16 protein-coding genes are annotated in these 13,281 nt (G+C 43.1%); 14 read left to right on the forward strand and 2 right to left on the reverse strand.

The features are described from left to right. Nucleotides 1-112 precede the first annotated feature (112 nt). From NYE48_RS05210 to NYE48_RS05265, 13 genes are all read left to right on the forward strand, one after another. A complete protein-coding gene (locus NYE48_RS05210) occupies nucleotides 113-1,009 on the forward strand; it encodes a phosphotransferase enzyme family protein (RefSeq protein WP_340997279.1) in 897 nt (298 codons plus the stop codon). Nucleotides 1,010-1,121: 112 nt separating this feature from the next. Next, nucleotides 1,122-2,315: a transposase gene (locus NYE48_RS05215; RefSeq protein WP_016311143.1), complete on the forward strand. Its 1,194-nt coding sequence runs from the start codon at nucleotides 1,122-1,124 to the stop codon at nucleotides 2,313-2,315. Nucleotides 2,316-2,566: 251 nt separating this feature from the next. After that, on the forward strand, nucleotides 2,567-3,472 hold the full coding sequence (locus tag NYE48_RS05220; RefSeq protein ID WP_340997281.1) for a DUF5050 domain-containing protein: 906 nt from the start codon (nucleotides 2,567-2,569) through the stop codon (nucleotides 3,470-3,472). Between the two features lie 424 nt (nucleotides 3,473-3,896). Continuing rightward, on the forward strand, nucleotides 3,897-4,691 hold the full coding sequence (locus NYE48_RS05225) for a phosphotransferase (protein ID WP_212949319.1): 795 nt from the start codon (nucleotides 3,897-3,899) through the stop codon (nucleotides 4,689-4,691). 2 nt (nucleotides 4,692-4,693) lie between these two features. Beyond that, nucleotides 4,694-4,882, forward strand: a complete 189-nt coding sequence (locus tag NYE48_RS05230) for a hypothetical protein (protein WP_212949317.1) — start codon at nucleotides 4,694-4,696, stop codon at nucleotides 4,880-4,882. Nucleotides 4,883-4,934: 52 nt separating this feature from the next. Further along, nucleotides 4,935-6,422, forward strand: a complete 1,488-nt coding sequence (locus NYE48_RS05235) for a hypothetical protein (RefSeq protein ID WP_340997283.1) — start codon at nucleotides 4,935-4,937, stop codon at nucleotides 6,420-6,422. Between the two features lie 106 nt (nucleotides 6,423-6,528). After that, nucleotides 6,529-6,669 carry a VOC family protein gene (locus NYE48_RS28175; RefSeq protein ID WP_445324058.1) on the forward strand — a complete coding sequence of 47 codons (141 nt, stop codon included), beginning with the start codon at nucleotides 6,529-6,531 and terminating at the stop codon, nucleotides 6,667-6,669. Then, nucleotides 6,669-6,941, forward strand: coding sequence for a VOC family protein (locus tag NYE48_RS05240; protein ID WP_212949312.1), 273 nt, complete (start codon nucleotides 6,669-6,671; stop codon nucleotides 6,939-6,941). The genes NYE48_RS28175 and NYE48_RS05240 overlap by 1 nt, the downstream gene beginning before the upstream one ends. A gap of 41 nt (nucleotides 6,942-6,982) precedes the next feature. After that, the gene (locus NYE48_RS05245) at nucleotides 6,983-7,528 is read left to right on the forward strand and encodes a GNAT family N-acetyltransferase (protein WP_340997288.1); all 546 of its coding nucleotides are present in this window, start codon (nucleotides 6,983-6,985) and stop codon (nucleotides 7,526-7,528) included. 81 nt (nucleotides 7,529-7,609) lie between these two features. Further along, nucleotides 7,610-8,125, forward strand: coding sequence for a DNA topology modulation protein (locus tag NYE48_RS05250; protein WP_212949309.1), 516 nt, complete (start codon nucleotides 7,610-7,612; stop codon nucleotides 8,123-8,125). 104 nt (nucleotides 8,126-8,229) lie between these two features. Further along, nucleotides 8,230-8,610, forward strand: coding sequence for a hypothetical protein (locus tag NYE48_RS05255; RefSeq protein ID WP_340997290.1), 381 nt, complete (start codon nucleotides 8,230-8,232; stop codon nucleotides 8,608-8,610). Nucleotides 8,611-8,722: 112 nt separating this feature from the next. Then, nucleotides 8,723-9,262, forward strand: a complete 540-nt coding sequence (locus NYE48_RS05260) for a GNAT family N-acetyltransferase (RefSeq protein ID WP_340997292.1) — start codon at nucleotides 8,723-8,725, stop codon at nucleotides 9,260-9,262. 219 nt (nucleotides 9,263-9,481) lie between these two features. After that, a complete protein-coding gene (locus NYE48_RS05265; protein ID WP_340997294.1) occupies nucleotides 9,482-10,660 on the forward strand; it encodes an alanyl-tRNA editing protein in 1,179 nt (392 codons plus the stop codon). A gap of 134 nt (nucleotides 10,661-10,794) precedes the next feature. On the opposite strand, the gene NYE48_RS05270 is transcribed toward NYE48_RS05265, so the two are convergent. Beyond that, the gene (locus NYE48_RS05270) at nucleotides 10,795-11,859 is read right to left on the reverse strand and encodes a hypothetical protein (RefSeq protein WP_340997296.1); all 1,065 of its coding nucleotides are present in this window, start codon (nucleotides 11,857-11,859) and stop codon (nucleotides 10,795-10,797) included. Beyond that, nucleotides 11,849-12,421, reverse strand: a complete 573-nt coding sequence (locus NYE48_RS05275) for a sigma-70 family RNA polymerase sigma factor (RefSeq protein ID WP_340997298.1) — start codon at nucleotides 12,419-12,421, stop codon at nucleotides 11,849-11,851. Before NYE48_RS05275 ends, NYE48_RS05270 begins: the two co-directional genes overlap by 11 nt. Before the next feature lie 188 nt (nucleotides 12,422-12,609). On the opposite strand from NYE48_RS05275, the gene NYE48_RS05280 reads away from it, so the two are divergent. Further along, on the forward strand, nucleotides 12,610-13,083 hold the full coding sequence (locus NYE48_RS05280) for a DUF4830 domain-containing protein (protein ID WP_212949297.1): 474 nt from the start codon (nucleotides 12,610-12,612) through the stop codon (nucleotides 13,081-13,083). The last annotated feature ends 198 nt before the right edge of the window (nucleotides 13,084-13,281 follow it).

The raw sequence follows: 13,281 nt of genomic DNA on the forward strand, positions 1-13,281 counted from the left end.
TAGCAGGCAACAATCGGCCCAGCCTAAGATAAGAGCTATCTAAGGCTGGGTCGATTCGTAGATACAGAGCGTTAGCTGTAGTCATATCCGATCACAATTGGGGGGGAGATCCATGAAGGTTGATGAATCTGTACTCAATCAAATTCTTGATGTATTGGACTATCAAGGAACCGATGTTCATTTACTCGGCGGATATTTTAATAACGTTTACGAAATCTCTTCCGAAGTACCGATCATTGTTAAGATTTTTAGTAGAGGGATTCATAGGGAGGAGGAAATTCTGTCTGAGATCGAATGGACGCAATTCCTTCATGAAAATGGAGTTCATGTAACGGTTCCTATAATCCTAAGTGGCAGTTCCTATATCCATAATTTGACGGATGATCTATTTTTCGTAGCTTACGAGAAGGTGAAGGGGGCCCATATTGATATTAACGGTAAAGACTGGAACGAAAAATTATTCAAGCAATGGGGTCATGGGATGGGGACAATGCATTCCTTATCCAAGCTATACAAAGGTAAGTACAGACGGCCAGAATGGAACGAGCATAAGATTTATCGGATGAGAATGGATTCATTTAAGGATAAGATTAAAGAGAAGTGGGAGCAATGCCTTGCAGATATTCAATCAATAAGCAAGTCTAAAGAATCTTATGGAATCATACACGGCGACCTAAATCATCATAATTTCATATATGATAAGGGCGATATCACCTATATTGATTTTGGGGATAGTGAATTTCATTGGTTTGCATACGATATCGCAATTGCTGTATATCATGCTTCGCAAACGATTAAAGATAGAGCCGGGCGGGATCGGTTTGCGTCTATATTTTTCAATTCATTTATTGAAGGCTATGTAATGGGGAATTCAGTGAATGACATATTGGAGCACGTAGATTTTTTTGTTAACTTCAGGCATCTGTATTCATTTGTTTATCATCATCAATTTTTGCAAAAAGATCAGTTGAATAAACAACAGCTTAAGTATTTGAGCGTTTTGCAGTAATCTGAGGCCTTGAGCCGTAAGGATTTTCGGACATAAAAAAGGGACTTCACCCCAACTTGGAGAAGTTTTCAAGTGACCAAACCCAAAAACCTCAAGGATGGAGGAAGTCACTTTGTATATTCTCCAAGAATGTCTGTTTTCCTTCGAAGAACTTTTAAAAATTCAACCCAAGGAGAGATTGCCGATCTTCTTCAGCTCTCTCGATCTGAGACCGTATGCCAAGGAACTGAGAAGCCGTTCACCCCGAGGCGCTGAGGGATACTGCAGACAAGGTATTCTACGAGCACTCTTGGCTGCGCCGCTTGAAGGAATAAGTACCTTTTCAGGGTTGCATAAGCGTTTGGATACGGATCTCCGGTTTCGTTATCAGTGTGGTCTTCCGCTGGATCGAGAAGCTCCTTCCATATCCACATTAAGCCGAGTTTTCTCAGAACTGACGAGAAAGGACTTGGCAAAACGGCTTTTTGAGGATTTGGTCACACGCTGTCAGCAGGAAGGTATCATAGAAGGCAGTAACGTCGCCATAGACAGCGCCGCTCTCCGCGCTTACGAGAAAAAGCAGCCCAAACGCAAAAGCGAGCAAACGGGTAATGCGAACTGGGGCGCAAAAATTGATTCCTTCGGCAATAAAATCACATGGTTTGGTTACAAAATTCATCTGGCGGTCGATACGAAAAGTGAATTGCCGATCGCCTTGGAAGTAACGCCGGCGCATGTCAATGATGGAGAAATGGCGCCGGGCCTGATCGAGAAAACAGCGTCCAGGACGAGCACACGATTTTTCATACTCGATGCGGGCTACGACCAAATGAAAGTTTATGAGGCCGCCCGCAACGTCAAGGCACAAGCCATCATTCCCCTTAATCTTCGGGGGGAGAAGGAACCGCCTGCTGGCATGACCTCGAACGGAACACCGTGCTGTTCCATGGGTTATGCGATGACATACTGGGGAGTTGACGGCGATATGCATAAATTTCGCTGCCCGCATGCCACGGGTAAAGTCGACTGTCCGCTTGGCATGGCTGCCTGCTCGTCTTCAAACTATGGAATGGTCGTCAAAGTAAATGCGAAGGATGATCTCCGGCGATACAGCATCCCTCATCGGGATACAAAGCGTTGGAAGGAACTTTACAATGAACGAACCAGCGTAGAACGCTGCAACTCCCGATTGAAAACCTATTTGACGGCAGACGCCGCACATGTCCGGGGCATTCAGAAAGTCACAACTCACCAGTATTTGAATGCCATTGTTCTGCTTGCATCTGCGCTCGCCGTTTCTCATCATTCAAAACGGGCTGCCGCTTAAAAAACGAGCTGTTCTAAAATTCTGCAAGTCTGCCCTTTTATTCATCCATATAATACCATTTTCGAAAATTACCCCTTAACGACAGTGAATATGCTATCGCTTCTTCTCTGAAACGGAATTATGCAAAACACTCGTATTTAGAAGAAATGGAGCAATCATTAATAAACCGCAAAACTTATTTGGGGATTTCGTTAGTATAGCAGGACTGTGCTTAAGTCATATCCAATTCTCAAAAAAGAAAGGAGAAAAAAATGAGGAAAACCATATGGATCATCGCCCTCTTGCTATTCGTGAACATGAACGTTACTTTCGCTGACTCCAATCAAAACGCATCCTTTGCGGGGAATAGTACGGGGAATTTGAATAATGATGGAATGTATGCGAGTAAGGGGGAATGGATCTACTATCGAAGTTTTTCTTCGGCAGGAGGGTTATATAAGGTAAAAAAAGACGGAACTGAAAAAACAAAATTAATGGACGGGTTTCCCGGCTATATCAATATTGCGGGAGATTACTTATATTACTCTGACGGCTGGAAGTTGACGAAAGCAAAAATCGATGGGACAGAAAAACAAGTATTAGCCAATTCTGCGTTTCATGTCCATGTCACAGATCAATATATTTTTTATACCAACATAGGGCCTCAGGATGGTTTCATCTACAGAATGAATTTAGACGGGACCGGCAAAATACAATTGAATAATGACCATGCAAGTCAAATTGTGGTTAGCGGTAAATCGCTGTATTATACGTCATATTACAATAAGTTAATTAAGATCGATATCCATGGGAATTCAAAAATAAAACTTTTAGAAGGGAGATTCATTAACGAATTAAATATCGAAGGGGATTGGCTGTACTTCAATTACAATCAGAAGTTATACAAAATGAAAACAGACGGCTCGAAGCTAACGATGTTGTCTAACGATAATGCGCGATATATAAATGTTTCGGATGGCTGGATTTATTACAGTGATCATTCGAAGAAAAAGAATCTGGTCCGAATCAAAACAGATGGGACGGAAAGACAAGAATTAAATCAAATAAAATCATTTTATATCCATCTCATTGATCACTATGTTTTTTTTCATGATTTATCCAAGATGGTGAAGGTTGATATCAACGATATAGTGAAAGAGGGACGAAAAATCAACTGAATGGCTTGGGTTGCAAAAGCCGAAATTGGAGATCAAATATAAAAATTCGAAATTCGGAGGAATTAGATGAGGATAAAATTGTTGGGACATGCATATTGAACGATTTTATTAAAGCCTCCATGGTTAACTTATCCTATAATTTGTCAAAAAAAGTGCGTCTGCAAAACTTTTATCAAAGTTGGGCTTCGTACAGGAAGGTTTACTTCGGACTATATATTTGGCGAGATCATCACAGATACGTTGATATTTTCAATTCTCAAGAAAGATTTTATGGAGAAAGATTGAAATTGAACCAATGATAAAAGTTATTGGGAGGAAGCTCTCCCGATCTTTTTGCTTCAATCACAAGAGAAGTTAGAACCTTCGAAAATCGAATATTTGGACGTCAGGAACCGCGAATAGACGATTCAAAGGAGGCAAAATATTGAAGGACCACGAGGAAATCCTGGCCGGAGGAAATATGAATAAAGTCGTTAAAGTTGGGGAGACGGTACGGCGTGAATCCAAACCAAACCCGTTTGTAAATGATCTTCTTAGGTATCTTGAGAACGTAGGTTGCCCATACGTCCCAAAATATTTAGGAGTTGACGAGAAGGGGAGAGAGGTCTTTTCTTACATTCAAGGCGTGGTTCCCGGGAACAACTACCCTGAAAATGAAAGTTATATGTGGTCGGATTTGGCGCTGGCTGAATTGGCGAAGATCTTAAGACGGTTCCATGATTCGTCTGTGAGATTTTCCACTTCAGAAAAATCTTTACATGATTTTCCGGAGGCATCCCGGCACGAAGTCGTCTGTCATAACGACGCTGCTTTATATAACGTTGTGTTCAAGGACGAGCTCCCCGTTGGAATGATTGACTTTGATATGGCGGGATTTGGGCCTCGTATTTGGGATATTGCTTATACTCTGTACACCTCAGTTCCTTTAGCCGGATTCGCGCCAGGCGGGGAAGACTTTTCGGTTGTTGAATATAACAAAACGGATCATGCATCCATGCGGAAAAAACGAATAAAGTTGTTTTTTGATTCCTATGGCATGAATGTACCTACGGATCTAAAATGGTGGGTCATTTCTCGTATCCAATTTATGTGCACCACACTATCTGATCGTGCCGCAGCCGGGGACCCTGCTTTTATCAAGCTGGTTCAAGAAGGTCATCTGGATCATTATAAAAAGGAATTAATCTTCCTTGATAAACATTTCGATGATTGGAGTTAATGGTGCATGACCGATTTGTAAAAGCTGAGGTCATAGTCACGAAGGTAAACAAGGTTAGCCCGGAGGAGAAGGAGAAACTTGATCGTCTAGCCGAGGAGAGGATCGAAAAAGCACGCGAAGAAGCCATCTCGAAGATCCGCGAGCGGTATAACCAAATCAAACTCCGGGATGAAGCCGGCGGCGAAGAATGAACAAACGAACATTACGCAAAAAAAAGATATGAAAACAAGGAGAACATAGAATTTGAACAAAGAAGAGGAAATGTTAGACGCTATTTTTCAAAATGCCATTAGGTTCTTAAATATATCCATCGATGAAATCATACATTCGGATTTTAGTGAAATGAATAGTGTTGTTAAGACATCCGTATTCATACAGATGACAGTGGAACTTTCATTAAAGTATGCAATTGCATACAATATGGGGAACATATCAATAAAGAAAATTCTGACCGAAAAATATAAAAATCATACTGTAGACGAGATCTATGAAGAATACCTGAAAAATGCACTAAAAGTGGACTCCTTTGAAAGGCTTAAAAATCACATTAAAAATATCCCCCTATTTAAATTCAATAAAAATGAAGAAATAGAAAAGATGGAGCAATTCCAAAAAATAAGAAACAGACTTCTGCACTTTTCTTATCATTTTACCTCCCATGAAATTTCGAATGCGAAAGAAAACTTTATTTATATCGTTTTTAAAATTGTTTTTCCCCTTTTGTATGAAGGATACTCAGTAGAATCCTTGGATTATTTGGCTCCGAGTGATTTTATTAAAGTCTATGTGGGTACGAAGAAGTTTGAAAAAATCCGTTCTATGGATGAATACAAAAAAGTGATGCTGAATATAGCCGATACGTTGAAACATAAAGGCGAGATCACGATTGGGAGATGCATCTACTGCAATGAAACGTCATGGATCAAAGAGATTGGAAAGTGTATTTTATGCGAATACGACGACCGAGATGATGTGTTATTAAGATGTCCGGCTTGCAGAGAGAATAAATCAGTCATCTACGAAAGTATAAATATGGAATATAACAACAACGCTACGACTGGGATTTGTATAAGCTGTAATAGGAAAATGTCTGTCATAAAGTGCAAAAAATGCGGAAGATATAATGTGTATGAAGACGATATTGCTTTCTTGTGTGCAATTGAAGGATTAGACGAGTCGGTGTGCGATATGGATTGTGATCCTATTTCCAAAAAGAATAAGCTTCCGTCCCCATATGCGTTCGTCATACCGGCCATTGTGATTTCTGACTGTATTCATAACAACGAGATTTCAGTACTGAATAAAAACAAAAATATTCCAAAAATTTTAGGTAAAAAGTCTGAGCATAGTTACATTCTGAATAATGACGTGGATGATGCCGTATTGGAGGGGATTTCATATTTAGTCAACCAAGAGTATGTTTCGCTGAATATCAAAAAAGAAGAGATTTTAGAAAGAGTTCATCGGTTGATTGAGGAAGAATATACTAATGGTTCATTCAGTGAAATGACAGGTCTTTATGAGCGATTATTTTTTTCTGTACATAGTGAAGAGACAGGAAAAAAATTTTACGAGGTACTTGACCATCTGGTTCAACGGCAGTTTAAAGAACTTACGCAAGAAGAGTATGAGATCTTATATGAATGCAGAGATAATTTGGATATCGACACGAAGATATTTTTTGGTATGTATAAGCATCATGAGTTAGTTAGACCAAGCGAAATCAAGTAAATATTCTTTAAGCTGCGTGGTGGCCTCCCTTTGGGGCTTAAACTATTAGGAGGTAAAGAAGTTGAGCCAAAAAACGAAGCATGCGGATGTATGCGGTTACTGCTGTTTGAGGTTTCCAGTCGCAGATTTGAAAAAGTCGGTGGATTTTTACTGCAATGTACTCGGCTATGAATTGAGTTCGGCGGAGTATTCGTTTGGAGAGGCCCATGTTTCATTAAAAACGGAAATGGTCCAAGTATATTTTTGATGGAAACCAAGCCGGAAGAAATCACGCATTTGAAGTTCGCATTTCCTCGTTCATTCTGGGTCACGAACAGCGCAAGGCAGGTGACTATGGTTGAAATGTTAACGAATGATTTGCTTGCGTTGCATGAACGAATCAAACGGGCAGGCGCCCATATTGATAAAGAACCTGTATTTACTAATGAATACGGATATTTCACCTTTTATGATCCGGACGGGCATTATTTTCGGATGGTGGAAGAAAAGTTTCCTTCAAAAAGCGATGAAACATTTTGATGCGGACAAGGCGCAAAACAAATATATATCGGACAGGAGAGGTGACTTTGAAGATCGAAAAAGTATTTGAATATGATATAAGCACTGAGTTGGAAGCATCTATACAAACATTATTAATCGACAGTTTTCCAGATATCTATCCCAAGGATCGGATTTATTTCAAGCAATTGCCGCACTTTAGATTTCTGGCTTGGAATCAGGAAAACCAACTCATAGGACACGTAGGATTAGAATATAGAGTCATGAATCTAAACGGAAAGCCCGTAAGAATACTGGGAGTCATTGATTTTTGCGTTTCGCAAAACAGCCGTTCACAGGGCGTAGGTTCTAAGCTGCTTTTAGAAGTTGATCGATTTTCTGAGGGCCGAAATATCGATTTTATATTGTTATTTACAGATAAGACGAACTTCTATTGGAGAAATGGATATAAGCCGGTAAAGAATAAATGTACATGGATGAAAATTAACTATGAAACACAGACCTCCAACGGTATAGGCCATGAAGAGGTCGATCAGTTAATGATTAAGGAAGTAGGAAAGACCGCTTGGAGCGAAGGAGATCTGGATTTTTTAGGCTATTTTTATTGAGCTGACATCCATGCTCAGTCGGCGACATCGTCGTTTTAAACCATTAGAATATCAGTAAAGAACGAAAGAAGGTGACCATTGGTGAATCGAATCATCGTTATAGGCTCGGCAGGCTCAGGAAAATCGACTTTATCTCAAAAACTCAGTAAAATCCTATCGCTGCCGGTGATTCATTTAGACCGGTATTATTGGAAACCCCATTGGACCCCGACCTCAAATGAAGAATGGGATGACTTTATTAAAGCTGCCGTAAGCCAAGATCGGTGGATCATGGACGGAAATTATACAAGAACGCTAGGGATGAGATTGAATGAAGCGGATGCGGTGATATTTTTGGACATGCCCACACTCTTATGCATTTATCGGATCATCAAAAGAAGAATCATATACCATGGAAAAACGCGACCCGATCTCAATGAGGAATGCCCCGAAAAACTGGATTGGGCGTTTTTTATTTGGGTCTGGAATTATCGGAAGAGAAGCAGGCCGCGGGTGATAAAAGAGCTTGAGCAAGCCAAAGATCGCAAACAAGTTGTCATCTTAAGGTCCAGGAAAGAGGTGCGGCATTTTTTGGATCGAATAAAGAGAAACAAGTAGAAGATGTGCTGGCTGGAACGATGATTCAGATTACGGGTCCATTAAACGCAAAAGAATTTGAAGAAACGAAGCCCGAATTCTAAACTTTAGGAGGTGTTATCGTCATGAAATCGCCGGGAGGTTCCATCTATCCTTATTACTATAAAGGCGGAGCAATCCATTGTTTGAAGTACGGAAGCAAATATAACAACGAAGAACAACTTTTTGACTTGATGAAAAAGGAAGAAGAATTTATTTTTAAAACAAACAACAGGCTTAAAATATGGGTGGATATGTATCATACAGCCGTTACGAGTCGAGTGCGACAAGAACTCATAAACCATATGTACAATCTAAAAGACCATATCGATAAAATTTCGTTTGTCGGATTATCGAGTCTCAATGCATGGAGACTAAGAAGGGGAATGAAGAAACTGGGGATGAATCCAAGGCTATCTTTTTTTTCAGACCCAGAAGATGCCAAAACATGGCTGATCCATGAATGATTTCGAACTGCATTTTTACACCCGGAAAATACTGCATTCATCCAATGCCCCAAGTCCTTTTATATACTTGAATTGTTTATGCGCAAATCCAAGGGACTAGGTGGTCGATGTGATGTTGAAAAAACGCGATTTGCACGAATGCCGTGCTCTGTACAACCTCATGACGGATCCTGCGGTGTTTACTTATGTTCGGTACTCATGCCCGTCTTATGAAGAATATTTGTTCATAACCAAGCAGCTGATCGTTGAAGAAGAGCAGGGAACATGCATCTCCAGGACGATTCTGAACGAGATGGGGCAGCCCATCGGCACCATTGATTTATATCAGATTGCGCATCAAACAGGCTTCCTGGCCACATGGATCGGAGCCCCTTATTTCGGAAAAGGGTATAACGCGCGGGCGAAGGAAGCTTTTTTGGCTGAACTGTTTCTCGAACACCCCATCGAAACGGTTTATTTGAAGATCCGCAAGCAAAACATCCGATCGAGAAAAGCGGTAGAAAAGCTGCCGTACGTCAAATTCGGAAACAACATCTATGAGCAGGTATATCAATCGGTCAATCAACCGCAGCATTGCTTCGATTTGTATTATGTGGAGCGGGAAAGCTTTTTAGAAAGCAGTGAAGGCTTGCAGCATGAGATGGCTACGTAAACCATTCAAGCCAAACGTGCAATAAAATCTTTCGCGGCGCGCTTAAGATACGAGCTAAGGCTGGAGCGCATCGTCGTCAACTTCCTAAAAATACCGTGCTGTTCGGATCGCTGGCAGGCGGTCTTTTTTCATTTTCGGGAAATTTGGCGTTGCGGGGCGTTTTTGTAGTAAGCTGAAACTAAAATAAAATTTAACTGGGGACAAGTGAGGACATTACAGATGACGAAGAAGTTATATTACGAATCGGCTTATATCCGGGAATGGGAAACACGGGTCACGCGCAAAATGGAGCGGGAAGACGGAGCCTATGTGGCCTTGGAGGAAACGGCTTTTTATCCGCACGGCGGAGGGCAGCCTTGTGACCTGGGGTGGATCGATGCCATACCGGTGCTGGATGTCGTCCAGGAGGAAGGGGAAATTTTGCACAAGGTCGAGCGTTTCCCTGAAAAAGAAGCGGTCAACTGCCGTTTGGACTGGGACAGAAGGTTCGACCATATGCAGCATCACAGCGGCCAGCATTTGCTGTCGGCCATGTGTCTGGAGGTATGCCAAGCGGAAACGCTCAGTTTCCACTTGGGCCAGGATTACGCCACCATTGATGTCGCCCGCGCCGATTTGCCGCAGCACGAGCTGATGATGCTGGAACTCGAAGTGAATGATCAGATATACCTGAACCGGAAGGTCACGAGTTATTTTGTGAGCCGGGAACGGGCAGCCGAATTGCCGCTGGTCAAGCAGCCGAAGGTTACCGAGGATATCCGGATCGTCGAAATCGAAGGGATCGAATACAACGCCTGCGGCGGAACCCATGTCTCCGCAACCGGCGAGATCGGAATGATCAAACTGCTGCGGGCGGAGAAGCAAAAGGGGCATACGCGCCTATATTTTAAATGCGGTTATCGTGCGCTGAGAGAATTTAATGCCGGCATGGACATTTTGGGCAGTCTGTCGGCCCGATTCAATACCGGCAAGGAAGACATTTTGGACCGGATTGCCAAATGGGATCAGGAGCAGAAGCAGCTCCAGGCGGAGCTAAACGCGGTAAAGGCCGAAAATGACGCATACCTGGCGGAAAAGCTGCTGGCAAACCGTCAGGGCAGCCTCATCCAGCATGTATTTGCGGACAAGCCGTTGAAGGATATGCAAAACCTGGCAGCCAAACTCGCCGAACAAGCCGATGTGATCTTGCTTTTTTCCTCCAACTCGGAGCATAAGGTGCTTCTTGTCCGGGGAGAAGGGGACGGACTTGCCTGCGGCGCGTTTTTTAAGCAGCATTTGGCCGATTATCGCGGTAAAGGCGGAGGCAGCGACAAAATGGCGCAGGCCGGTTTTGCCAATGCGGAGGACGCCATGGCGTTCTACCATTTTGCGGCGCAGTCCTTAAGCGGCCGTGTTTAAGGAGAGGGTATGTCCCTTTACGTAAAATAAAACGAAGGCGCCATTTCTGGCGCCTCTTTTCGTTTCCCGTCCAAGCTCAGGATCTCCCGGCACGGACTGCTTCTATAATATCTAAAGGACGTTTATCTTCTTTTTTACCATGGCATTTCCGTTTTGTGCTCAATCACTTGCAATATTTTAGGTTCAAGCACTTTTTTGATTTGTTCCTTTGAAAGATCGTTTTTAGGTTCTCCGTTTTGTTCGGGTTGAAGTTGCTTTTCAGCCTGCGTATTTGCCATGACATCGAGGACTTGCTGTTTGGAAATATGTTTAGCTGCCGCAATCTCGACGACGGATTGGCCTTTGGCCAGCTCTTGTTTTAATTGGGCCGGGCTCATTTTCAGCAAAGCAAGCAGGTTTCCGTCGTTCAAAAATGCATCGGCCGTATAATCAGGCTTGCCGTTTGCAGAGAAGAATCCTTCTACCGATGGAGCAGGACCTCCTCCGATCAACGATACGCTGATCGTATTCCCCTGGACGAATGCTTGGTAGAACGGTGTTGCGGATCCCTTTTCGGTGTAGTTCAACATGAACGTTTTTTGATTCGGATTCCCCATCTGCTCCATGCTGAACTCGTACTGCTCCACGTTGCCGTATATTTTGTCAATGAGATGATCTACCTTCGCCTTGATTTCCTGACCGGTTAAAGAAATGACCGGCTTCGCCTGAGGCTCCCAATTTTCTTGGTTCACATGTTCAATCTCGCCCGTAACCCCGTTGATATCCAGCCTGATTTTTTTGCCTGCGGCTCCTTTGTCCTTCAGTACGATGCTGGTCTGGATCGCTTTTGTTTTTGCCGCATTCGGGTCGCCGCCAAGCTGGCTTGCCCCGACAATTTCGAACGATCTGGTTTCGGGAAACGCGCCGTACAACTTCTCGAGCGCCGCTTTGCCTGCTTCATCGACCTTGACTTGTTCAGCGGTGATAGGCGTTCTGGTCACCATTTCAATCAGAGTAGGGGCGGCAAATGCTGCTGTAGGAATCATAATCACGGCGGCAACCATTCCGGCAATCAGACGTTTTTTCATCGGTTTTTCGCTCCTTTTTCGTTGCAAATATTGGGAATAGGATTGTTCGATTCGTTTGGAAAGCGCCGGCGGACACTCCCGGGTCTCTGCCTCTTTATGCAGGTATTCACGGATTTGGCGTTCAATAGGCATTGTTTTTTTTCATCCTTTCCAGGGGGAGATTCCCTAAGTATTTTCGAAGCGCCTGCAGACTGGCATGATATCGGGACTTGACCGTACCTGGCGGAATACCGAGCAGCGTCGCGATTTCCTCAAGCGTATAGTCGTGATAAAAGCGGAGGATAATCACTTCTCGCTGTTTGTCGGTCAGTTTTTGGATGGCCTGCGCTATCTCATGGTCAGCATCTTCCGAGACGGTGGGGCGGTCCCAATGATGCTCTTCCCGAGAGAAGGCACAGATGCGTTCAAAAATACGGAATCTCCTCCAACGCTTGACCCGAAATCTCTGCACTTGGCGGATGACCAGGCCGTGCAGCCAAAACTTGAAAGGACGGTTCGTATCGTAGTTGGCAAGGGAGCTCCACATTTGCATATAGATCTCGTTCATGACATCTTCCCGATCCTGCGGATGGTCCACCAGAAAAGAGACGGTCCGGTAGACATCCCGATAGGTGGCTTCATACAGCGTTTGAAACGCCTGCTGATCGCCTTCTATCATTTTTGCGAGTAATTGGTACATATGTTCACTTTGCATTCAGAGGGCCCTCCTGGGTAAGCAGCTTACACCCTATATTGTCTCTCTCCCGAAAAAAAGTTCGGTTCTTGATTATTTTTTTTGGAGGCCATGTAAACCTACCGTTCTTTTGTTATTAAATGTATAATTATGGAATGACCTCGGCCGAAAAGGCTTAAAAACAAATGGGGGTGCTCCATGTGCGGTCCATGATCATGACGTTGCTTGTCCTGTTGGTACTGGCTGGATGCAAAGAACATACAAAAGAATCTGTTGAGATTTACAATCCGCTGCATACGGAATATTTGCAACAATATGGATGGCATATTGGGCAATATTATTCGGAAACAAGGTTTAAGGCAAACACCTTACAGGATTATCAAGAGCATGTCGATAAGATCCGAACCGAAGGACATGTTGATTTGTCTCCGTACCTGAATAAGGATGTTATCGAAACCGGGTACGTGCTGAAGGAAAAAACGGATCACTACAACCATATTGTAGTTTACATCTTAGAATCAGGGGGAGCCATTATAGGAAGCTATCTGGAATTTAATCATGAAGTCGTGCAACCGAACGGAGAAATTCAAGTGAACGCCGGCCAAACCACGCCAATGTTCCCTTCAAACCAACAAGATGAGCAATATGGCATTGGACGGTTCGTAAACGCAAATAACGATTAGGTTGGTTGCGGGGCATAGAGGGCTTTTAGAGGATTATGTTTTGTGCCGCTTCATGCAGCACATTTGGACGAGTGGGATTCAAAACTAGAGAAATATTTGTTGGGCCTGGCGCCGGATGGAGATTTCTAATCGCGGGTGATGATGAAAATGTTTGGTTTGAAGAAAAGAACTATTAAGGATCATGACGACTTTACTGAA

The organism is Paenibacillus sp. FSL M7-1455, assembly GCF_038004655.1.
Lineage (GTDB): Bacteria > Bacillota > Bacilli > Paenibacillales > Paenibacillaceae > Paenibacillus_AQ > Paenibacillus_AQ cookii.